Consider the following 21794-nt stretch of genomic DNA (forward strand, 5'->3'; position numbering starts at 1 on the left):
CCCGGCGACGTGGTCGTGGTGTTCCCGGTGGACGGCTTCGAAGACATCGAACTGGGCGACGTGGTGACGTTCATGCCCAACCCGGACGACCCGACCCTGGTGACGCACCGGGCGAAGGCGTGGGACGTGAACGGCGACGGCGAAAAGGTCCTGATCACACGAGGCGACGCGAACGGGGCGGACGATTCGCCCATGCGGGAGAAGCAACTGCGGGCGAAGGTGGTCTATTCGGTCCCGTGGGTGGGCAACTTGCTCCAGTACACGCAGGCGTCCAAGCCGTGGCTTGTGCTCGCGATGGCGGTGATCTTGATCACATATGCGATTTATGCGACCGCAACGAGCTTCCGTAGGCGTTAAGTCCCAAAAGAGCGGGTAAAATCTCCTTTGTACCTATCCCCTAGACCATCAAAGGAGACCTACCCATGGGGACTGCCATCTTTGCCCATGACGATGTCCAGGCGGAGTTGCCGCTCGTTGAGGCGACCGTTGGGAACAACGGCTACAACATCGGCAAACTGCTGGCTCAAACCGGTGACACCACATTCGACATCGGTTTCGGCTCGACTGCGGCCTGCAAGTCAGCGATCACGTTCATCGACGGCGACGCGGGGGTGCTGCGTTACCGGGGCTACCCGATCGAGCAACTGGCGGCGGGCTCGACCTTCCTGGAGGTGGCCTATCTGGTTCTCTACGGGGAACTGCCGACCAAGACGCAACTGGACGCGTTCTGCGCGGCCATCGCCAAGTACCACCTGATCGACGAGCGGCTCAAGGAAATGTTCAAGTCCTCGCCCAGGCGGTCGCACCCCATGCCGCTGCTGGCGGCTTCGATCAACATGCTCTCGACCTTCGTCTACACCAACCCCGGGATAGACCCGGACGACTTGGACGACGCGACCCACCGGCTGATGGGCGCGGTGCCCACTCTGGCGGCCTACGGTTACAAGTACTCCACGGGCCAGCCGATGCTCTACCCGGACGACGCGGAGACCTATGTGGAGAACTTCATCCGCATGTCCTTCGGCCTGCCGACCTCGCCGTATCCGTTCGACCCGGAGATCACCAAGGCCCTTGACGTGCTGCTGATCCTCCACGCGGACCACGAGCAGAACTGCTCCACCTCAACGGTGCGCCTGGTCGGATCCTCCGGCGCGAACATGTACGTGTCGGTCGCGGCCGGGGTCAACGCCCTGTCCGGCCCGCTTCACGGCGGCGCCAACCAGGCCGTCCTGGAGATGCTGGCGGAGATCAAGGCCGAAGGCGGCGATGTGTCGAACTTCGTGTCCAAGGTCAAGAACCGCGAGGCCAAGCTGATGGGGTTCGGGCACCGGATCTACAAGAACTACGACCCGCGCGCCGCGATCGTCAAACAGCACGCGGACGCGATCCTGCGCCACAAGACCGGCCACGACCAGCTCTTGGACATCGCGCTGACCCTGGAGGAGACGGCGCTTTCAGACCCGTACTTCCAGGAGCGCAAGCTCTACCCGAACGTGGACTTCTACACCGGCTTGATCTACCAAGCCATGGGTTTCCCGGTCGACATGTTCACGGTGCTGTTCGCATTGGGCCGCCTGCCCGGCTGGATTGCGCACTGGCGGGAGCAGGCGGGCGACCCGACCTCAAAGATCGGCCGTCCCCGCCAGGTCTACGTGGGCGAGGTCGAACGGGACTTCGTCCCGCTCGACCAGCGCTAAGTAGGTTGTTGGTCTGGGTGATCCGCCACCCCGCCCGCCCTGGGGTGGCGGGTCACCCAGCTCCCTTTGGTCCCTCTCTGTCTGGCCGTCTTGGGCGGGCGCGGGCCCCTTGGTCATCAGGTGGCTGGTACTGAAGCCTTGCGGCGGGACTTGACCAGCCAGAGGGCCGGGCGGGCCACCAGGCCCAGCGCGATCGCCACGCCGACCAGGCGGACCGGCCAAAGCGGGCTGATGAAAATGCACACCAACGCGACTAGGACGGGCACCAGGTAAGCGGCGGCCCAGACCACGTAGCGGCCGAACGAGGGCATTGCCACGCCGTGCTCCTCCGCGATCGCCTTGACCATGAAGTTCGGGCCGTTGCCTATGTAGGTGATGGCGCCGCAGGTGACGGCGCCCAAGCTGATCGCGGTCAGGTACAACTCCGGCACGCCGGCCACCACCGATGCGCCCGGCAGCGTCAACTCCTGGCCCATGTCGAAGAACGCTAGATAGGTCGGCGTGTTGTCCAACACCGAAGAGAGCACGCCGGTGAAGCCGAAGAACGTGTACTCGTTGAGCGGCAGCGAGTGCGCCTCCGTGCGGAGGATTTGCAACGCCGGAACCATGGTCAAGAAGATGCCCGCGAACAGGACGGCCACCTCGATGATGGGGCCCCACGTGAACTCGTTGTCGCCGAAGCGGACCTTCTTGGGCGTCAACACGTACGATGCCGCCGCCGCGCCCACCTGCACCGCCACCTTTACCAGCGGCCATTCGCCCAGGAACGCGACCGAGGCGATGATCACCGCCAGCCAGGCTATGTTCCAACGGCCCCGCAAAGACAGCTTGGTGGCGGCGGTGCGATCCTCGGCGATCGCGTCGGCCGGCTCCTCCGCGTAACGCCGGCAATCTAGGGCGTAGTAGGTGAACAAGAGCAATCCGTTCACGAACAGCCACGGCCAGAACAACGAGAAAGTCCAGGTGAAGGGGACGCCACGCATCAGGCCGACGTAGAGCGGCGGATCCCCGAGGGGTGTCAGCAGGCCGCCGCAGTTGGCCACGATCAAGATGGCGAAAACCATGGTGTGGGCTTTGTTGCGGCGCTCGGAATTGGTGTTGAGGAGCGGCCGGGCCAGCAGCATGGCCGCCCCGGTGGTGCCCACAAAGGACGCCAACACCGCTCCCGCTCCCATCAAAAGGGTGTTGTTGCGGGGGGTCGCCCTGAGGTCCCCGGCCAGGAAAACTCCGCCCGAAACCACGAATAGGCTGGCCAACAGCACAATGAACTGGGCGTACTCCTCCATTGAGTGCTGCACCAGGTGCTTGTCGAACCCGAACCAAATCCACGCCCCGACCGGAAGGCCCAGGCCCAGGGAAACCACCGCCTTGAACCAATTGTGGTCCCAGAGGTGGGTGGTCGCGGGAATCAGGGGCAAAACAGCGATGCAGGCGAGAAGGGCCGCGAAGGGGAGCATCGACCAGGCCGGGAGTGACACGTCGAAGGTGCTTTCTTGGGAAAACTGCTGACGGACAAAACCTTCTAGAGCCTAGCCCGCGCCCATCCCGCCCGCTTGGGCCTTGCGGCGTCTTGGGGCGAATCTGGACGCGTCCTGCCGCCTGTCGCGGCGCGGGCGCCGGAAGACCGGCGGGCGGCGAATATGATTGGGCCGACGGGGGAGGGGAAGCAATGAACGGCGTTGTTGGCGGGCCCTTGGACGAGGGTCCGTTCTATCACGGCACCAAAGCGGCGCTCGAGACGGGGGACCTGGTCGAGGCGGGGTGGCGGTCGAACTTCGGGGGACGGCATCGGGCAAACTTTGTGTACCTGACCGCCACGCTGGACGCCGCCACCTGGGGCGCGGAACTGGCTGTTGGCGCCGGGCCGGGCCGCATCTACGTGGTGGAGCCGACCGGCCCCTTCGAAGACGACCCGAACCTGACCGATCAACGCTTTCCGGGCAACCCGACAAGGTCCTACCGGACCAGGGCGCCCCTGCGCGTGGTGGGGGAGGTCGCGGACTGGGAGCCGCACCCACCCGAGGTCCTGGCGGCAATGCGGGAGAACCTCGAACGCCTCAAACGGCAGGGCGTTGAGGCGATCAACGACTGAAGCCCGTCCAAGGGTTGACCAGGGTGACTCCGGTGCCCGCGAAGTGAGCCGCGTTCCGCGTGACCAGGGTGAGGCCGTGGGTCAGGGCGGTCGCGGCGATGCGGGCGTCGTTCGCGGGCCGGGTCTGTTCGACATGGAGAGCCGCCGCCCGCCGGGCCACGGCGGCGGTTATGGGCAGGATGCGGCCGGAGAACCCGTCGAGGACCGATTCTGCGAACCAGCGGCGCAGGCGGGGCGCTCCGCCGTGCCGCCTCTCCTTCAGGAGGATGGCGAGCTCGATCTCCTCCACCGTCACCACGGAGATGAATGCACGCTCCAAATCGGTGGCACGGGACCAGGCGACAAGGTTCGGGTCTGGGCGGGGCTTGCCGAGGTCGCTCACGACCATGGTGTCGAGCAGCATCAATCGAGGTCCGCGGCGGCGGGAAGCTCGTCACGGGTCGGAGCGTCCCAGTCCTGCGGGACGGCTCCGCCCTCTTGCTCGAGCCATGAGGGACGCAGGGCGTCGAACACCCAGCGCGGGCCCATCCGAGCACGATAGTCCTCGGCGGTGAGCAGCACGTGCGTGGCGCGTCCCCGGTTCGTCACAAACACCGGGCCGCTGGCGGCTGCGCGCTTGGCGGCGGACACGTCGCGGTTGAATTCCTGAGCGCTGATTGTGGGCATCGACCTTCCTAACGTAGGCTCTTGCCTACTTTACTCGGGCCGCCATGCGTGTCGCACGGCTCCAGCCACGCGGGGGCCGGCCAGCTTTCGGAGCCCAAATGCGGGGCTATGCCGCGCGGCAAACTAGGCCGTAGCCGGTCCCACCCAGCAACGGCACCTGGTCGACGTCGAAGCCAGCGTTCCTGCTCGACCCGATCAGGGCATCCGGTTCGCGCAGCCGATACCCGCCGGTCTGGGTATGAGGATGAGCGTGGAGGAGGTCATTTGAGTAGAGCACGTTGACGAAGACGCCGCCGGGCCGGAGCACCCGTTTGACCTCGGCCATCGCGGTGTCCACATCCGGCCAGAAGTACACGGTGTTGATCGAGTACGCCTTCGAGAACCGGCCGTCCGGGAATGGCAGATGGGCGGCATCGCCGTTCTTGACGGTCAACCGCCCCCCGCGAACCAGGCGGCGGTTCCTGCGTCCGGCTGCCCGCACCATGCTGCCCGAGATGTCGACGCCCGCCAACGACGCCCCGGTGCGCTCGCCAAGCAGGCCGAGCACAAAGCCGTTGCCGCAGCCGACGTCCAACACGGAATCGGACCCGTCGGCTTCGAGCAGCCGCAACGCGGCCTCGTACAAGGGCCGGTTCTGCCGGTTCATCACCGCCGTGACCAGCGCGCCTCCCAACCCGGTCGGGTGGCCGAACTGCCTGGCCAGATACTCCTGAAAGCTCACAACCCGAGCCTATCGAGGCCGCCGGATGGGGGAGCGGGCCAGGGTTCTGACCAGTCAACATGTGGTGGGCCGTACTGGGATCGAACCAGTGACCTCTTCCGTGTGAAGGAAGCGCGCTCCCGCTGCGCCAACGGCCCTTGGACTAGCCGCAAAGCGGCAAGTGAAGATGCTACCAGGTTGCACCGCCCCAAGGGGTTGGCCAGCGTACGGCCCGCGCAAGCAAGGCCGCACGATGCCGTCTGAACGGTTCCCGGCCAGCGTCCCGGTGAGGGGAAAGGCGGGGCTGGGGGGCGGGCGGACGGCATAGGGCGCGTGGTTGGCGCGGCGGGACACGCGCTCTTACCTGCGGTTGGACCTCGCCTGGCATTTTGAGGTAATGTCGTAGCTCGCGTGTGGGGTGCCCCAAAAGGGCTACCACACCACGCGGATGTGGCTCAGTTGGTAGAGCATCACCTTGCCAAGGTGAGGGTCGCGGGTTCGAGTCCCGTCATCCGCTCGAAGCCCACCTCGGTGGAGTGGCCGAGAGGCGAGGCAGCGGCCTGCAAAGCCGTATACGCGGGTTCGAATCCCGTCTCCACCTCACTGAGCGGGTTTTGGGCCGTTGGCGCAGGGGTAGCGCGCTTCCTTGACACGGAAGAGGTCACTGGTTCAAATCCAGTACGGCCCACCAGAGTCCGCTCGCTCAAAAGGCCGATCTGTCCAGGTCGTCGGGGACGGACGGATCGTCGCGCGGGCGGTTGCACCCACCGGTTGTCGCTCTCGCGAGGCGGGGGTCAGTTGCTTAGACGGTAGCGGAAGGTGCGACCGTCGAGGCGTTCGCGTGTCACGCGGTCTGCTTTGGCGAGTCCGGCGAGCAGGTAGCGCACCTGGGGCACCGAGCGGCCCAAGGCGGCTGCCAGTTCCGTGGTCGTGGCCGGCGCTCGGGCCAGCAGGCGCAGGACTTGTTCGGCGGCGAGACTCGCCCCGGCCCACCCGCTATGCCCCGGGGCTCTCTCTTCTGCGAAGACTGTGAATCGAATGGCCTGGTCGTGAAACCGCAGCGGCTCCATTCCTCGTTCGCGCAAAGCGTGTTGCGCCGCTGGTATGCCGGTGCCGAGGCGCTCGACCACCCGGTCGCCGCGTTCGTCGCGCACAAACTGCAGGATCTCCGTCAGGCGAGCGTTCCGCAAACTCGACGGGGCCTTGCCAAGCCCCTCGACCGACATGCCGTACAGACCTCCAGGGTTGGCGATCAACAGGCCGATGCCTTGTCGTACCCGCAAGATGACCGGCTGATTGATAGACGAGGCGCTCAGGTCGCGGTGGATCAAGGCGTTTGCCACTAACTCCCGCACCGCGACTGGCGGATAGGCAGGCAGATCGCGAACGCTGCCGTCGGCTGGGTCGGCGACAATGGCACCGCGCGTGACACGCTTGACCCATGCCATGCAAGCGTCGATCATCTCCGGGATGGACCCGGTGACGTATTCCGCGTCGAGGGCGCGGATCCCCTCAGAGGCGTCCACAAGGCTGGCCTGGACGGCCAGAGACGGGTAGTGCTGCTGCGGGTAGACACCTAGGGCGAGCAGCCCGGCCAAGGTCGGTCGGGAGCCGTCTCTACCCAGCACCCCGGTCCTCACCATGATTTCCTCGTCAGCCATGGCCCCGAATCGGCGGGTGACCGCTCGCCGGTTGGCAAGGTATCGAGCCAGCGCGGCCGTGTCCAGATCGCCTATGTCCGCCTGGGCGACTTCCGCCTCGTCGTCGCGCGGGCTGCCACGTTGCGACACGAGGATTTGCTCCTCCGCGGCCCACAGCGGGTAATCGCCGTCGTACATCCGCAGGTACGCCTTTCCGTCCTTGACCACCCTGACCGGCTTGAGGTCGCGGGGAGCTTCGGGAACATGCGCCACGACCACATCCGCGCCGCCATAGGACCCCACCTCGGAGGTGACACTGATTGGGGGTTGCAACGCCTGCCTGGCCGTGTTCATGACGGCCTGCTGGCACAGCGCGACGTCGTAAACGCCGGTAGCGGCGAACCCGGACGCCTCGTCGACTCCGAAGACCAGGTCGCCTCCGCCTGGGGTGTTGGCGAACGCCGAGAGAGTCCTCGCCGTGTTCTCGGGGAAGCCGCCGCTCGCGGTCTTCGCCTCGATCGCTCTCGTGTCGCTGCCCTGCCGACGCAACTCGCTCAGCATTTCATTCAAATCCATTGCGAAATACTATCGCAAACACTGCAAAACAGTGCGAAACCGAACGGTCACAGTCCGAAACAGTGATGATACGGTGCCAAACAGTGTCATACCACTTGGCGCTTGAGCGTGGCGCGCTCTTCATCGCGGGCGTCGATCAGGGCGGCCGCCCGCCATCAGCCCACCGGTTTTGCGTTCAACCCCCGCGCCGACCATGGCCGCACCTGAGGCCGAGGCCGCCGGAGGCGGTCCAACGGCTCCGGTCCGGGACCGGCGGCAGCCCCACCCCACCCCCAGCGTTTACGGCCGTCCACATTCCAGACACTGTGCGCGCCTGCGGGTGTCAGCGCTATAGCCTGCGTCTATGTCTTCGCCCGGCATTGAGCAGATGCCAGCCTCGGATGCCCCCAGGGCCTGCGGCTGCGCCTGTCGAATGCCCGGCGCGCCCAGGGGCTAGCGGCTGTTCCGCGCTTAGCGACGACTTCCGCACGCCTTTGGGCCGCTAAGCGGTCCCCTCATCCCCGGCCTGTCTGGCCGCGCGTTGCCGCGCCGGTTCCCAGCTCAGTACACCAAATTCGACATTCCCACACCCCCTATCTCAAAGGAAACAAGCACATGTCACTCTCCCGCCGACCACGGTTGCGTTCCGCAGCTCTCCTAGCCGTTCCAGCGTTGGCCATTGGACTATTCGCCGCAGGTTGCAACACCGGCTCTGACGGCTCCGACGGCCCCAGCGGCTCCGGCGCTTCTGGCCAGCCTGGCGCCCAAGGCGAATACAACCCGGTTTCAACCTCCGGCACGCCGCCCGAAGGGCCCCTGATCCCGACGGGCACCGAGGAGGCGGGCGGCAAGACCATCGTGTGGCTCATCTTTGACGGGTTGGTCCGGGTCACGCCGGAGGGCGAGGTCATCAACGAAGTGGCGGAGGCGGTTGAATCCGAAGACGCCATCACCTGGAACATCACGCTCAAGCCCAACCAAAAGTTCGCCAACGGCGAGGTGGTCACGGCCGCCAGTTTTGTGGACGCCTGGAACTGGGGCGCCCAGTTGGACAACGCGCAGATAGCGGTCGGTGACCTGTCGGTGATCAAAGGCTTCAAAGATGTCCATCCCAGCGAAGAAGGCGCTGAGCCCACCGCGGAGACCATCTCCGGGCTAACAGTGGTGGACGATCTCCACTTCACCATCGAGTTGGAGGAGCCCTGGTCAGGATTCCGCAACCATCTGACCTCGGTGGTGTTCTGTCCCCTGCCCAAGGCCTTCTTCGAGGACCGGGAGACTTGGATCGAACAACCCATTGGCAACGGTCCCTATCAACTACGCGAGCCGATTGACGAGTCCACCGGCGCCTATCTTGAGGTCAACCCGAACTACACCGGCAGCCGCGTACCAGAAAACACCGGCGTCTACATCCGCTTCTACACGGATCCGGACGCGGTTTACCAGGACGTGCTGGCGGACAACCTTGACATTGGTTCCGCCTCCGGCGCAGGCCTTTTGACCGCGGCCGACGACTTCGGCGACCGCTTCCTCACCGGCCCCGGCGGCCCCAACCAGACCCTCACCTTCCCGTTGTATGACGAATGGTGGGCCAGCGCGGACGGCCTGAAGGTGCGGCAAGCGATCTCCTTGGCCATCGACCGCGAAGAGATCATCGAAACTATTTTCAACGGCTTGGGTGCCCCCGCCCGCGAGTTCACCCAAAAGGGCCTCTACGGCTGGCGGGACGACATCCCCGGATCAGACATTTTGGACTTCGACCCGGAGCGCGCCAAGAGGCTTTATGAAGAGGCCGGCGGCTACCCCGGAGGCACCCTGAAGATCTATTACAACGCCGACGGCGCGCACAAGGAGTGGACAGAGGCCGTTGCCAACCAGCTTCGCCAAAACCTTGGGTTGGAAGCGGTGTCAACCCCGGTGACAACGTTCCCCGAGTTCCTAGAACAACGCGACGCCGAAGAATTCGATGGTCCCTGGCGGGCCTCGGAGATTCCGTTCAACCCAGGCTTGGATGACGTGCTCCGCAACGTCTATTCGCAAACAGGCGGCGCCTCGAGCGGCTCTGGCTGGACCTCGGCAGAATTCGAATCACTCTTGACCCAGGGCCGCGCGCAAACCGATGTGGAGGCGGCCAACGATCTGTTCAACCAGGCCCAAGAGGTGCTGTTCCGCGACCTGCCGGCCATCCCGCTCTGGTACACGTACGGTTCAACCATTCATTCGAAACTGGTCTCCAACGTGCAGCGCACCCAATTCGGCTCCACCCTCTACCTGGTCCACAAGGAATCCAAATGAGCACCGCCGCAGCCGAGGCTGAGCCGCAGGGCGCCTACCGCCCGCCGCCTCCCTCGGTCACACTTCACACGTTGGACGGCCCACAGGGTCGCCTGCGCTACCAGGCCACCGCTGGATACCTGGACTTGGTGGAAGAGGACCCCACTGGGCCGGAAGCCAAGCCGCCACGCGCCACCGCCAGGGTGTTCCTCACCTCCTACGTGGCGCTCCCCGATGAGAGCAATCCCGCGCCGTCGGCCTCGCTGAAGCGTCCCGTTGTGTTTGTGTTCAACGGGGGTCCCGGCTCGTCCTCGGCTTGGCTTCACCTGGGGTTGTTCGGCCCGCGGCGGGTGGTGGCGCTGGACGGTGACCGGCGTTTGCCGCCGCCTCCCGAACTTGTGGACAACCTGGAAACACCGCTCTACCAGGCGGACCTGGTTCTGGTTGATCCGGTGGGCACGGGCTTCTCACGCGCCATCGAAGGCGAAGACCCGCACCGGCACCACGGAGTGGAGGAGGACGTGGAATCGGTCTCCGAGGTCATCCGCTTGTGGCTCGCGCGGAACGGCCGTTGGGGTTCCCCGGTGTTCATTGCGGGGGAATCCTACGGCGTGCTGCGCGGCACCAAGATAGCGGCGCACCTGGCCACACGGCACGGCCTGTACCTGGCCGGTTTGATCCTCATCTCATCCTCGCTGGGGGGCAGCGGCTTTGGGCCGGGAGGTTTCCTGGCCTCGCCCGGATTCCTCCCGACCTACGCGGCGGTGGCCCACTATCACGGGCTGCACCCGGGCCGGGAACTGGAAGACGTGGTGGCGGAAGCCGAACGGTACACGCTGGAGGAGTATGTGCCACTGCTGCTCCAAGGCAACCGGGCAAGCGACGAGGACAGGCGCCGCGGCATCGGCGGCTTGGCGAAGCTGACCGGTTTGAGCGAGAGCTTCATTGACCGGGCCAACCTGCTGATTGACCGGCGGCGGTTCCAAACCGAACTGCTGCGGGACCGGGGTCTGGTGGTCGGCGAGATCGACGGCCGGATCACCGGCTGGAACCCTGACCGAGCTGCGGAACTGCCGCTGCGGGACCCGACGGATGACGCGCTGCGCGGTGCCTACGCGGCGGGAATCAATCACTATCTGCGAAACGAATTGGGCTTTGAGACCGATTTGCCGTACGAGGTGTTGAGCGACCGAGTCCAGCCGTGGAAACCGGCCCAAGGCAAGCCGTTCGGCGGTTTTGGGTCGGTGCAGGCGCTGGGGCTGGCGCTGCGCACCAATCCGCACCTGAAGATCTTCTACCAGCTGGGCTACTACGACGTCTGCGTGCCGTACTTCGCAGCCCATCAGGACCTGGCGGAACTGGAGATTCCGGAGGAATTGCGCGCGGGCATCCGTGTGGAGCACTACAAGTCCGGCCACATGATCTACGTGGACGAGCCTTCACGGCTGGCGGAGACGGCCCACATAGCCGAGTTCCTCGAAGAATCCGGGCGGGCATGGGCCATTGCGCGCGGCAAGGCTGGCGGAGGAGGGGACCAGGGGTAATGGCCCGCTATGCTGCCGGCCGCGTTGGGCAAGCGGTCTTGGTGGTTCTGGCCGCCACCTTGCTCTTGTACGCGCTGGTCTACGCCATGCCCGGGGACCCAATCGCGGCGCTGGCGGGCGAGAACGGCCCCAAACTGGACGCGGCCACACGCGCCAAGATCGCGGAGCAATACAACCTGGACAAGCCGTTCATTGTGCAGTATCTGCTCTATCTGAAGGGCGTGTTCGCGGGCGACCTGGGCAGCACGTTTGCGCAGCGTCCCGTCCTAGAGATCATTGTGCGCGCTTTCCCGGTGACGTTCCGGCTGGCGGTGCTCACGGTGATCATCCAGACCGTGGTGGGTGTCACCGTGGGGGTGATAGCGGGCCGGAGGCGGGACGGCGCCCTGGACGGCGCCGTCACCACGGTCACCATGGTGTTGATCGGCGTGCCCACATTCGTATCCGCTTATGTGATCCAGTATTTCTTCGGCGTGAAGCTGGGCTGGGTCAAACCGACCGTATCCGCGCAGGCCACCTGGGGTGAACTGGTGCTACCGGCGGCCGTCTTGGCGCTGGGATCCTTGGCTTTCCTCATCCGGTTCACCCGTTCCGGGGTTTCTGAAAACCTAGGGGCGGAGCACGTGAGGTTCGCGCAGGCCCGTGGGCTCAGTGAATGGCAGGTCAACGTTTCACATGTGCTGCGAAACGCTCTGATCCCAATTGTCACGGTTGTAGGCACCGAATTCGGCGCGCTGCTGGGCGGGGCCATCATCACCGAGGCGGTGTTCAACATCCCCGGCTACGGGCAGCAGGTCTATCAAAACATCATCCGGGGCGCCTCCGCGCCCACCGTTTCATTGGTCACAGTTCTAGTGGTGGTGTTCGTTACGGTCAACCTGCTGGTCGACCTGGCCTACGCCGCGCTCAACCCGAAGGTCCGCTATGCCGCAGCCACTTGATTTGATTGAGCCCCCCGCGCCCGCCAGCGAGGAGGCCGGGCTTGTCGCAGAACCACAGCCAGCGCCCGCCGCGCCCGTCCCCACTCCAGTGGCCGCGCCCAAGGCCAAGCGGGCCAAAACGGAAGAACGTTCGCGTTCCGCGCTGGGCGAGGCATGGCACCGCCTGCGCCGCAGCAAACGGTTCTGGTTCTGCGCGGCTCTGACCACGTTTCTGCTGGTGGTGGCCGCCTTCCCGGCGTGGTTCACCGCGAAGGACCCGCATGACTGCGTGCTGGCCAATTCGCGGGCCCCAATGAGCCCCGAATTCCCGCTCGGTGCCGACTTCCAAGGCTGCGATGTGCTGACCACGGTGGTCTACGGCGCGCGGGCCTCAATTTCGGTTGGGTTGCTGGCGGCGGTGAGCGTCACCGCGTTTGGCGCCATCCTGGGCATTCTGGCGGGCTACTACGGCGGCCTGGCGGACGCCATAGTCTCCCGGATCACGGACACGTTCTTCGCCATCCCGCTTATTCTGGGGGCCATCGTGGCAATGCAGGTGGTGCCCGAACGCAACGTGTTCACGTTGGCTGCGGTGCTGACCGTATTTGGCTGGACCGGCACGGCACGCATTGCGCGGAGCGCCACCATTGAGGTCAAGACCAAGGACTACATTGCGGCGGCTCGCACCCTGGGCGCCAGCCACAAGCGGATCATCGCCACACACATCCTGCCTGGCGTGCTGGGACCGCTGATCGTGGTGGTGACCATGGCGATAGGCGGTCTGATAGCCGCCGAGGCATCGCTGTCCTACCTGAACATTGGCCTGCCGCCAGACGTTCCGTCTTGGGGCAAAGCCATATCCGACGGCAAGACCGTGTTGAAAGCCAACCCCACAATCCTGCTGTTCCCGGCGGGCGCCCTCGCCATCACGGTGTTCAACTTCCTCTTGCTGGGGGACGCGGTGCGGGACGCCTTCAGCCCCAAAGGGCGGTTGACATGACAACGCTGTTGACGGTCCGTGACCTGACCGTGACGTACAGCACCGAGAGCGGCCCGGTACACGCGGTGCGCGGTGCGGCGCTGGACGTGGAGCGTGGTTCCACGCTCGCCATTGTCGGTGAGTCCGGATCCGGGAAAACAACGCTGGCCAGCGGCATAGTGGGCCTGTTGCCTTCCGATGCCGCGGTCAAGGGGTCCGCGGTGTTGGACGGCAAGGAACTGCTGGGACGCGGGAAGCAGTCGTGGCGGGCGGTGCGGGGAAAGCGGATCGGCTACGTGCCACAGGACCCCATGCTGGCGCTCAACGAGGTCTGGTCGGTGGGGCATCATTTCCGTGAGACTGTGGCCGCGCACGGCCTGGCGCCGCGGCACAGATGGCGGGCCCTGACTGTGGAGCGCCTGGCGGAGGCCGGCCTGGATGATCCGGAACGAGCTGTCAACCAGTTTCCGCATCAGCTTTCGGGCGGGATGCGCCAGCGCGTGGCAATAGCGTTGGCGCTCTTGGCCCGGCCGGAGTTGATCATTGCGGACGAGCCGACCTCGGCGTTGGACGTGGTGGTGCAAAAGCGCGTCCTGGACCACTTGCAGCTCCTGACCAGCAAACTAGGCACCACGCTGATCCTGATCACACACGATTTGGGGTTGGTGGCGGACCGGTCCGAATATGTGGCGGTCATGAAAGACGGCGCGGTGGTGGAGACCGGTCGGACGGCCGAGGTGATTGCGGCGCCGGAGCACCCGTACACGCGGCTGCTGTTGTCCGCGGTGCCCAAGCTGAGTTCTGCGGCGGCACGGGAGGCGGCCGTGTCGGCCGATTCGCCGCCTTCGCTGGAGTTGCGTTCCCTGACCAAGGATTTCCCCGTGCGGCGCGGCCTGGGCGCTGTGCTGCGCGGCACCCGCCGCCGGTTGCTGCGGGCGGTCGACCAGGTCGATTTGACGGTGGCTTCCGGTCAATGCGTGGCCTTGGTCGGTGAATCCGGTTCCGGGAAAACCACAGTGGCGCGGTTGATCCTGGGCCTGGAAAAGGCGACTTCCGGCGACGCGGTGTTCCCGTCCGCCAGGGAGGCGGGCTCTGCGAGCGCCAATTCCCGGCGCGGTGCCTGGTTGGCCCACCGGGCCAAGGTGCAGGCCGTGTTCCAAGACCCCTACGGTTCGCTGGACCCGCAGTTCACCGTGGCCCGAACGTTGGAGGAGCCCCTGGTGATCCACGGCCGCGGCGGACCGGCCGACCGGCGGCGCCGGGCCGAAGAACTGCTGTCGCTAGTGGATCTGCCACGCGAACTGGCGGGGCGCTACCCGTCTGAGCTGTCCGGCGGCCAACGCCAACGGGTGGCCATAGCGCGCGCCTTGGCCCTGGAACCGGAGGTGCTGGTGCTAGACGAGGCTGTTTCCGCCTTGGACGTGCTGGTCCAAGCCCAGATTCTGGAGAGCCTGCGCGAACTGCGGCGCCGGTTGGCGCTCGCCATGCTGTTCATCACGCATGACTTGGCGGTGGTGGCGGAGATCGCGGATCAGGTGGCCGTCATCTCGCGTGGGCGCATAGTCGAGGCGGGACCCGTTCCGGAAGTGTTCGCCAACCCGAGCCACCCGTACACCCGGGAACTGCTGGACGCGGTGCCGGGGCGCGAGAAACTACTCGTCTGACCAGCCTGAAGGAGAGAAAATGACACAGCAACACGGCATCGACCCAAATTGGTCACCCGAGGTGGCCGCCGCCGTGGCGGAAGCCCTCGCGGAGGCGCCCGTGTTCGACGGCCACAACGACCTTCCGGCGGTGCTGCGCGCACGGGCTGGCTACTCGGTGGCTGACCTGGACGTGGAGGCCGCCTGGCGGCATACCGACCTGCCGCGTCTGCGGCGAGGCGGAGTTGGCGCCCAGTTTTGGTCCGCCTGGGTGCCACCGTCGCTGCCCGCCGGGGACGCGGTTCAGGCCACGCTGGAGCAGATCGACGCGATCCACCGCCTGGCGGCCGCCTACCCCAAAGACTTCGCGTTCGCCCGGACTGCGGCGGACGTGCGCGCCGCCTGGTCCTCAGGACGAATCGCGTCCCTGATCGGCATTGAGGGCGGCCATTCGATTGGCCGCTCGTTGGCGGTGCTACGGACGTTTGCCCAGCTAGGGGCGCGCTACTTGACGTTGACCCATACTTCTAGCATCGAGTGGGCGGATTCGGGCACGGACGAGGAGCACGTCGACGGCCTGAATGATGAGGGCCGGGCCGTGGTCGCGGAGCTCAACCTCCTGGGCGTGTTGGTGGATCTGTCGCACACAGCGGAAAGCACGCAGTTGGCCGCGTTGGCGGCGACCCGCGCGCCGGTGATCTTCTCGCATTCCTCGGCCAAAGCGGTGGCGGACCACCCGCGCAACGTGTCCGATGCCGTGTTGCAACTCTTGGCCGCCGGTGGCGGGGTGGCGCTGGTCACCTTTGTGCCGGACTTCATCTCCCCGGCACTGGCGGAATGGTCGCTGGGGTTCAGGGAACACCTGAAGGAGATCGCCGACGGAGCGGGCGGCGGTTTTGGGGGCTTTTGGAAGTCTGCGCCGCTGCCCGGCGAAACCCCGGCGGACACGCTCGCGCGGCAGGCTGGCGCCGCGGGAGCAGATTCGGCCCCGGCAGACTTTGCGGCCCTGACGCGGAAATGGGAAGAGAAGCACCCCAGGCCAGCGGTGGGAATCGAAGACGCGGTCCGGCATGTGGAGCACATCCGGGAGGTAGCGGGCATTGACCATGTGGGATTGGGCGGGGATTATGACGGCGTGCCGTTCCAGCCGGAGGGTCTAGAGGACGTGGCGGGCTATCCGCGCTTGCTTGCGGCACTGGCGGAGCGGGGCTGGTCCGCGACTGATCTGTCCGCTTTGACCGGCCGCAACGTATTGCGGGTGCTGCAAGACGCGGAGGACGCCGCGCGGTAACCCGGTCGGGTAATCACGCGGCGTCGATCCTGCGAAGCTCGGAAATGCATAGCGTGACGTAGGCTCTCACGCTGAAGCGGTCCGGATCGGGGATATTGGCCACCGCCTGTTCAATGTGCCGGTACATGTGCTCCCGCATTTCGGCCGGGCTCAGCGGTTCGGGCTCGAAAGCGGCTGAGCAGCATGGGGTTCCCGAGGGTGTTGAAGTCGGCGAGGATTCTTGGGCGGTCCACGGCGTCAAGCGTATTGGCGCGCCCGGCCCGCCCAGGCGACCGCGCTCCAGATGCCGAACATGGCGGCGATCACCGCCGCCGCGACCGCGACCAGGACCGGCAGGTACATTTGCCGGCCCAGCACGGAGCCGAAGAACTCCAGAATGGTCCCGCGCTCCGGCCAATTGACGAAGAAGTAGTTCGAGTTGGTGAGCTTGTTGACCGGATAGGCGATCGCCATCAGGGCGACGCCCAAGCCGACCGTGGCGGGGTAATAACGCCAACTTGGACGCCACCAGCCCATGGCGATGGGGGCGAGGCACGCGACCACCGGCAGGACGTGGCCCACGTTGTGTAGGAAGTAGTGCACCGAATAGGAGCTGAGGTAGCGGAACATCTCGCCCGGGAACACCAGGGCCGCGACTGCGGCGGGCAGAGCCAGGCCGAAGCCGAAGTTGAGGAGCAGTTGATTGCGTTTGAGCAGCCCGATCGGTATCAAAATGGCCGCCGAGGTGCACAAATGCAGCGGCAGATGGTCAATCCAGCGCTCGCCGGTGTACGTGACGCACATCAGCGCGGGCGGCACTATCCAGATCGAGAACACAGACCAAGCCAGCCACTTGACCACCCGATCCTGTTTCTCCGGCGGCACCTTCGCCAAGGCCCGCACGGCCACCACTATCACCACCAGGCCCAGCGCCAGGTAGACCAGATGGGCCGTGTTTCCCCAGACCCACAAAGTCCGGGGTGGCGCGTCGCGCGTGAACAGCAGGTCGAACCAGCCGCCCGAATCCATAGCCACTCCTACTTGTCCCCGACTGCGGCGGCCGCGTCCCAGGTGACCGCCCGGCGATCGCCATGGTAGCGGACCGAGCGCGAGGAGAATGGGGTTTCGAGCCTCTCGGCAAGCGTGTCGGCACGGCCTTCCGGCCCAGCCCGGTCCGCGCCGGAATACCGGTGTCACAGGTGCCGATTAGGGTTGGTTTCGTGTTCCTGACAATCGCTTCGCCGGGGGACGATTTGAGCTACCTCCTGTTCAAACACCCCGCCCGTGTCCAGGCCTTCGACTTGCCGGTCGGGCGGGCCACGGTGTTCTATCCCCGCGCGGACCAAGACGCGACCGAAGCCGCGCTGCTGGTCGACGTCGACTCGGCCGCGTTGGCCCGGTCGAAGCGGTTCCGGGTCTCCGGCTTCGAGTTGGGCCACTATGTCAACGACCGCGCGTACGCGGCGTCCTCGCTGCTCGCCGTGGCGCTCGGCCGCGTTTTCCGGTCGGCGCTGACCGGCCACGACCCGGAGGACCGGCCGGGCGCCGCCCTTCAGCCGCGCGAATTGACCATCCACCTGCCGTCAGTCCGCTCGCGGGGCGGCGCGTCCCTGGTCCGCGAGTTGTTCGAACCGCTCGGCTGGTCCGCCGATGCCGTCGAGGCGGTCCCAGCCTGCGTGGACCTCAGGCTCAAGGGGGTCGCCCGCCTTCAGGACGCGTTGTCGCAGCTTTACGTGCTGCTCCCGGTCCTCGACGATTCGAAGCACTATTGGGTGGGCGAGTCGGAGGTCGGCAAGCTGGTCCGCCACGGGGAGGATTGGCTGGCCGCCCACCCAGCCCGCGACCTGATCACGGCCAGGTACCTGGCCCACCAGCGTGAATATGTCGCGGACGCGACCGCGCTGCCGCTGGCGGAAGAAGGGGCTGACGAACTGGCGGAGGAGGCGGCGCAGTGCGGGCGAGCGGAGGCCCTCACGGACGCGGGGCCGCCAAGGCCGCCGCTCGGCGCCGAACGGACGGATTACCTGGTTGCGAAGCTGGCGGAACTGGGCGCCAAACGGGTCCTCGACCTGGGCTGCGGCGAAGGGCGCTTGGTCAGGCGGCTGTTGGACCAGCCCCGGTTCGAGGTGGTCGGGGCCGACGTCTCGACCTCGGCCCTGGACAAGGCCGCCAAGCTCTTGGAGCGGCTCTCCGACCGGCAACGCGAGCGGGTCAACCTGATCCAGGCCTCGGCGACCTACCGGGATCACCGTTTCGGCGGTTTCGACGCGATTGTGGCCTCGGAGGTGATCGAGCACATGGACCCGGACCGCCTGCCGGTGTTGGAACGGAACATCTTGGCGGAGGCCCGGCCGGGTCACTTCATCGTGACCACGCCGAACGCCGAATACAACCGAGTTTACGGCTTAGACGCGGGGGAGCCTCGCCACTCCGACCACCGTTTCGAATGGACCCGCGCGGAGTTTGAAGGCTGGGCGCGGGCGGCGGCCGAACGGGCGGGCTACGCGGTCGGATTCGACGGCATCGGGCCCCAAGAGCCGGGGCTGGGCCAACCGACCCAAGCGGCGGTGTTCACCCGGAACGCGGCGGGAGGCCAAGATGGCTGAACTGGAAATCCCGGAACTGAGCCTGGTCTTGCTGATCGGGGCCTCTGGCAGCGGCAAGTCGGTGTTCGGCGCGGAGCATTTCGGGCCGTTCGAGGTGGTCTCCTCGGACTTCTGCCGGGGGTTGGTCGCGTCAGACCCGGCCGACCAATCGGCGACTGCGGACGCCTTCGAGGTGCTGAACGCGATTGTGGGCAAACGCCTTCAGCGGGGCCTGCTGACGGTGGTGGACGCCACGAACGTGCAGCCCGCGTCGCGGCGGTCCTTGATTGCGCTGGCCAAGGAGCATGACGTGTTGCCGGTCGCCATTGTGCTGGACATGCCGGTCAGCTTGTGCGTGGAGCGCAACCGGGCGCGCGGGGTCCCCTTCGGGGACGAGGTCCCGCGCCGGCAGGTCAACGCGCTGCGCGGGTCGCTCAAGGGCCTGGGCCGCGAGGGGCTGCGCCACATCCACCACCTGGCCGGCCCGGAAGAGGTCGCGGCGGCGCGGATTCGCCGCACCAGGCTATACAACGACAAACGGGAAGAGTCGGGGCCGTTCGACGTGATAGGCGACGTGCACGGGTGCTTGGACGAGTTGTTGGCGCTGCTGGACAAGCTGGGCTATCAGGTGATCGCAGACCAGGCGGGGAACCCGGTCGACGCGACCCACCCGGCGGGGCGCCGGGCGATCTTCTTGGGCGACTTGGTGGACCGGGGCCCCAAAGTCGCGGACGTGCTGCGCCTCGCCATGGGCATGACCGGGGCGGGCCACGCGCTCGCCGTGCCCGGCAACCACGAGGCGAAGCTGGTGCGGGCGCTGGGGCCGCGCGGGGCGAAGATCCAGCCCACGCACGGCCTGGCCGCCACCCTGGCGGAACTCGCCGAAGCCGGTCCGGAGTTCGCTGAGCGGGTCAGGGCCTGGTGCGACGGCCTGATCTCCCATTACGTCCTGGACGCGGGCCGGCTGGTGGTGGCCCACGCCGGGCTCAAGGAGGCCTATCACGGGGGGGCCTCCGGGCGCGTGCGGGCCTTCGCCCTCTACGGCGACACGACCGGCGAATCGGACGAGTTCGGGCTGCCGGTGCGCTATCCGTGGGCGCGGGACTACCGGGGCCGGGCCATGGTGCTTTACGGGCACACCCCGGTGGCGGAGGCGGAATGGGTCAACAACACCCTGTGCCTGGACACCGGCTGCGTGTTCGGCGGCAAGCTGAGCGCGCTGCGCTATCCGGAGAGGGAACTGGTTCAGGTTCCGGCGGCGCGGGTCTACAGCGAGCCGATCAGGCCGCTGGCGGCCCCGGACGGGCCGGAACGGCGTGAGCCGGACGTGCTTGACGCCACCGACGTGCTGGGCAAACGGGCGGTTGAGACCCGGTGGATGGGGCGCGTGACCATCCCCGCCGAACGGGCGGCGGGGGCGTTCGAGGTGATGAGCCGGTTCGCGGCCGCCCCAGAACGCCTGGCCTACCTGCCCCCAACCATGGCGCCCGTTGACTCGGCCAAGGCGGACGGCCACCTGGAGCATCCAGCGGAGGCGTTCGCGCACTATGCCAACATGGGGGTGGAGCGAGTCGTCTGCGAGGAGAAGCACATGGGCTCGCGGGCGGTGATCTGGTTGGGCGCCGACTGGGGGATCATCCACACCCGCACCGGCCGGCCCTTCTTCGAGGAGGACCTCGAGGGAGAGGCGCTGGCGCGCCTGCGGGCGGCGGTCGGCCGGGCCGGCCTGTGGGCGGAACTCGAAACCGATTGGCTGCTGATCGACGCCGAACTGCTGCCCTGGTCGCTCAAAGCCGAAGGCCTGCTGCGGGAACAGTACCGGCCGGTTGGCGCCAGCGCGGGGGCGATGTACCGGGCGGCGGAGGCCGCGCTCGAGGCGGCGGCCGGGCGCGGGCTGGACGTGGCCGAACACCTGGAGCGGGTGCGGCGCCGCCAAGCCAACGCGGCCGCCTACAGCCAAACCGTGGACCGGTACGCCTGGCCGACCAACGGGCTGGACGGCGTGCAAATCGCTCCGTTCCAACTTCTCGCGGCCAGCGGGAAGGCGCTTTACACCGAGAGCCACGAATGGCACATGGCCGCCGCCGAACGGCTGGCCGCGGCCGACCCGGCCCTGATCCGGCCGACCCGGTGGCTGGCGCTGGACCCCGCCGACCAGGCGGCCTGCCAGCGCGGGGTCGAATGGTGGGAGGCGCTGACCCAGGCCGGGGGAGAGGGCATGGTGGTCAAACCCCTGGCGGGGCCGTCCAAACAGGGCACGCGGTTGATTCAGCCGGGTCTGAAGGTCCGCGGGCGCGAGTACCTGCGCATGACCTACGGGCCGGACTACCTGGACCGCCTGGGCGAGTTGCGCCAACGCCAACTGGGCCTGAAAAGGTCGCTGGCGCTCAGGGAGTACGCGCTGGGACTCGAGGCGATCGACCGCCTGGTCGCGGGCGAGCCGCTCTGGCGGCGCCACGAGGCGGTGTTCGCCGTGCTCGCGCTCGAGTCGGAGCCCACCGACCCGAGGCTGTGAACCCGTCCGCGCGGATGACGGCGGCGCGCCAAGGGCGGGGGCGCGCCACTCCAGCCGACACACCGATGTGGCCTTGATCACAGGCTTTGGATGGGCGATCAGGCCTAAAGACCCATTAAGATAGATCTTGGGCGGGCCGCCGAAGGCCGCGTCGACATGATTCCCACCAACCAGGAGCAAGGATGAGCCGAATCAGGAGCGAGCAGTTCCGCACCAAGGTCATGAGCGCCGATCAAGCCGCGACCTTCATCAAAGATGGCAGCAATGTTGGATTCTCCGGATTCACCGGTTCTGGCTACCCGAAGGCGGTGCCTGGAGCCTTGGCTAGCCGCATTCAGGCAATTCACGCGGCCGGCCAGCCATTCAAAATTGGCGTGTTCACGGGTGCCTCGACCGCCCCTGAACTAGATGGTGTGCTAGCCGAGGTGGACGCCATCGGCTGGCGGATGCCCTACCAATCCGATCCGGTCTTGCGCCGCAAGATCAACGAAGGTGTGACCGACTACTGCGACATTCACCTGGGGCTGTCTGGTCCGCTGACGGCATCGGGCTTCCTCGGCAAACTCGACACCGCAGTGATTGAGATCACCGCTATCACCGAAGACGGCGAACTGATCCCGTCCTCCTCGCTGGGCAACAACTTGCTTTGGATTGAAACCGCTGACCAGGTCATCCTCGAGGTCAACCACTGGCAGTCGCTCGACCTCTACGGGA

The 21794-nt window shown here is 66.6% G+C and carries 18 protein-coding genes and 4 tRNA genes; 15 read left to right on the forward strand and 7 right to left on the reverse strand.

The window, feature by feature from the left end:
• The coding region (locus tag LBC97_08270) for a S26 family signal peptidase (protein MDR2566041.1) at positions 1-357 on the forward strand (357 nt) is incomplete at its 5' end.
• A 65-nt stretch (positions 358-422) separates the two neighbouring features.
• Positions 423-1697, forward strand: a complete 1275-nt coding sequence (locus tag LBC97_08275) for a citrate synthase (GenBank protein MDR2566042.1) — start codon at positions 423-425, stop codon at positions 1695-1697.
• 116 nt (positions 1698-1813) lie between these two features.
• Here LBC97_08275 and LBC97_08280 read toward each other — a convergent pair whose 3' ends face one another.
• Positions 1814-3175 (reverse strand): sodium:proton antiporter, encoded by a 1362-nt coding sequence (locus LBC97_08280; GenBank protein MDR2566043.1) that lies wholly within the window; start codon positions 3173-3175, stop codon positions 1814-1816.
• Between the two features lie 191 nt (positions 3176-3366).
• Between LBC97_08280 and arr the strand changes: the two genes are divergently transcribed.
• Entirely contained in the window at positions 3367-3789 is a 423-nt protein-coding gene (arr, locus tag LBC97_08285) for an NAD(+)--rifampin ADP-ribosyltransferase (protein ID MDR2566044.1), read from the forward strand.
• Here the strand turns inward: arr and LBC97_08290 are convergent.
• The 4 genes from LBC97_08290 to LBC97_08305 all read right to left on the reverse strand — a co-directional run bounded on the left by LBC97_08290 (position 3779) and on the right by LBC97_08305 (position 5313).
• Positions 3779-4192, reverse strand: a complete 414-nt coding sequence (locus LBC97_08290) for a type II toxin-antitoxin system VapC family toxin (protein ID MDR2566045.1) — start codon at positions 4190-4192, stop codon at positions 3779-3781. The genes arr and LBC97_08290 overlap by 11 nt on opposite strands.
• Positions 4192-4455, reverse strand: coding sequence for a type II toxin-antitoxin system Phd/YefM family antitoxin (locus tag LBC97_08295; GenBank protein MDR2566046.1), 264 nt, complete (start codon positions 4453-4455; stop codon positions 4192-4194). Before LBC97_08295 ends, LBC97_08290 begins: the two co-directional genes overlap by 1 nt.
• A gap of 106 nt (positions 4456-4561) precedes the next feature.
• On the reverse strand, positions 4562-5176 hold the full coding sequence (locus LBC97_08300; GenBank protein MDR2566047.1) for a class I SAM-dependent methyltransferase: 615 nt from the start codon (positions 5174-5176) through the stop codon (positions 4562-4564).
• Positions 5177-5238: 62 nt separating this feature from the next.
• Positions 5239-5313: transfer RNA gene (locus LBC97_08305), tRNA-Val, on the reverse strand.
• A gap of 286 nt (positions 5314-5599) precedes the next feature.
• Between LBC97_08305 and LBC97_08310 the strand changes: the two genes are divergently transcribed.
• From LBC97_08310 to LBC97_08320, 3 genes are all read left to right on the forward strand, one after another.
• A tRNA-Gly gene (locus LBC97_08310) sits at positions 5600-5672 on the forward strand.
• A gap of 13 nt (positions 5673-5685) precedes the next feature.
• Positions 5686-5756, forward strand: a tRNA-Cys gene (locus LBC97_08315).
• A 15-nt stretch (positions 5757-5771) separates the two neighbouring features.
• Positions 5772-5846 (forward strand) — tRNA-Val (locus tag LBC97_08320).
• A gap of 103 nt (positions 5847-5949) precedes the next feature.
• On the opposite strand, the gene LBC97_08325 is transcribed toward LBC97_08320, so the two are convergent.
• Positions 5950-7371, reverse strand: coding sequence for a putative DNA binding domain-containing protein (locus LBC97_08325; GenBank protein MDR2566048.1), 1422 nt, complete (start codon positions 7369-7371; stop codon positions 5950-5952).
• Between the two features lie 651 nt (positions 7372-8022).
• Here LBC97_08325 and LBC97_08330 point away from each other — a divergent pair.
• Genes LBC97_08330 through LBC97_08355 form a run of 6 tightly spaced genes read left to right on the forward strand, consistent with a single transcriptional unit; the run spans position 8023 to position 16001 of the window.
• Complete coding sequence (locus LBC97_08330; GenBank protein MDR2566049.1) at positions 8023-9645, forward strand: ABC transporter substrate-binding protein; 1623 nt, start codon at positions 8023-8025, stop codon at positions 9643-9645.
• Positions 9642-11168 carry a hypothetical protein gene (locus tag LBC97_08335; protein ID MDR2566050.1) on the forward strand — a complete coding sequence of 509 codons (1527 nt, stop codon included), beginning with the start codon at positions 9642-9644 and terminating at the stop codon, positions 11166-11168. Before LBC97_08330 ends, LBC97_08335 begins: the two co-directional genes overlap by 4 nt.
• Positions 11168-12109 carry an ABC transporter permease gene (locus LBC97_08340; protein MDR2566051.1) on the forward strand — a complete coding sequence of 314 codons (942 nt, stop codon included), beginning with the start codon at positions 11168-11170 and terminating at the stop codon, positions 12107-12109. Before LBC97_08335 ends, LBC97_08340 begins: the two co-directional genes overlap by 1 nt.
• Positions 12093-13088, forward strand: coding sequence for an ABC transporter permease (locus tag LBC97_08345; GenBank protein ID MDR2566052.1), 996 nt, complete (start codon positions 12093-12095; stop codon positions 13086-13088). The genes LBC97_08340 and LBC97_08345 overlap by 17 nt, the downstream gene beginning before the upstream one ends.
• Entirely contained in the window at positions 13085-14731 is a 1647-nt protein-coding gene (locus tag LBC97_08350; GenBank protein MDR2566053.1) for an ABC transporter ATP-binding protein, read from the forward strand. The genes LBC97_08345 and LBC97_08350 overlap by 4 nt, the downstream gene beginning before the upstream one ends.
• 19 nt (positions 14732-14750) lie before the next feature.
• On the forward strand, positions 14751-16001 hold the full coding sequence (locus LBC97_08355) for a dipeptidase (GenBank protein MDR2566054.1): 1251 nt from the start codon (positions 14751-14753) through the stop codon (positions 15999-16001).
• Between the two features lie 237 nt (positions 16002-16238).
• On the opposite strand, the gene LBC97_08360 is transcribed toward LBC97_08355, so the two are convergent.
• A complete protein-coding gene (locus LBC97_08360; GenBank protein MDR2566055.1) occupies positions 16239-17009 on the reverse strand; it encodes a YwaF family protein in 771 nt (256 codons plus the stop codon).
• Between the two features lie 191 nt (positions 17010-17200).
• Here LBC97_08360 and LBC97_08365 point away from each other — a divergent pair, with 191 nt between their 5' ends.
• The 3 genes from LBC97_08365 to LBC97_08375 all read left to right on the forward strand — a co-directional run.
• A complete protein-coding gene (locus tag LBC97_08365; GenBank protein ID MDR2566056.1) occupies positions 17201-18586 on the forward strand; it encodes a 3' terminal RNA ribose 2'-O-methyltransferase Hen1 in 1386 nt (461 codons plus the stop codon).
• The gene (locus LBC97_08370) at positions 18579-21080 is read left to right on the forward strand and encodes a polynucleotide kinase-phosphatase (protein ID MDR2566057.1); all 2502 of its coding nucleotides are present in this window, start codon (positions 18579-18581) and stop codon (positions 21078-21080) included. The genes LBC97_08365 and LBC97_08370 overlap by 8 nt, the downstream gene beginning before the upstream one ends.
• Before the next feature lie 182 nt (positions 21081-21262).
• Positions 21263-21794: acetyl-CoA hydrolase (locus tag LBC97_08375; GenBank protein ID MDR2566058.1), on the forward strand; the 532-nt coding region annotated here is incomplete at its 3' end.

The sequence above is a fragment of the Bifidobacteriaceae bacterium genome, from assembly GCA_031281585.1.
Classification (GTDB): Bacteria; Actinomycetota; Actinomycetes; order Actinomycetales; family WQXJ01; genus JAIRTF01.

Coding starts and splice junctions, on each gene's coding strand:
- LBC97_08350 (MDR2566053.1), top strand. CDS start 13,085: ATGACAACGCTGTTGACGGTCCGTGACCTGACCGTGACGTACAGCACC.
- LBC97_08355 (MDR2566054.1), top strand. CDS start 14,751: ATGACACAGCAACACGGCATCGACCCAAATTGGTCACCCGAGGTGGCC.
- LBC97_08325 (MDR2566048.1), bottom strand. CDS start 7,371: ATGGATTTGAATGAAATGCTGAGCGAGTTGCGTCGGCAGGGCAGCGAC.
- LBC97_08345 (MDR2566052.1), top strand. CDS start 12,093: ATGCCGCAGCCACTTGATTTGATTGAGCCCCCCGCGCCCGCCAGCGAG.
- LBC97_08340 (MDR2566051.1), top strand. CDS start 11,168: ATGGCCCGCTATGCTGCCGGCCGCGTTGGGCAAGCGGTCTTGGTGGTT.
- LBC97_08275 (MDR2566042.1), top strand. CDS start 423: ATGGGGACTGCCATCTTTGCCCATGACGATGTCCAGGCGGAGTTGCCG.
- LBC97_08335 (MDR2566050.1), top strand. CDS start 9,642: ATGAGCACCGCCGCAGCCGAGGCTGAGCCGCAGGGCGCCTACCGCCCG.
- LBC97_08360 (MDR2566055.1), bottom strand. CDS start 17,009: ATGGATTCGGGCGGCTGGTTCGACCTGCTGTTCACGCGCGACGCGCCA.
- LBC97_08290 (MDR2566045.1), bottom strand. CDS start 4,192: ATGCTGCTCGACACCATGGTCGTGAGCGACCTCGGCAAGCCCCGCCCA.
- LBC97_08370 (MDR2566057.1), top strand. CDS start 18,579: ATGGCTGAACTGGAAATCCCGGAACTGAGCCTGGTCTTGCTGATCGGG.
- LBC97_08295 (MDR2566046.1), bottom strand. CDS start 4,455: ATGCCCACAATCAGCGCTCAGGAATTCAACCGCGACGTGTCCGCCGCC.
- arr (MDR2566044.1), top strand. CDS start 3,367: ATGAACGGCGTTGTTGGCGGGCCCTTGGACGAGGGTCCGTTCTATCAC.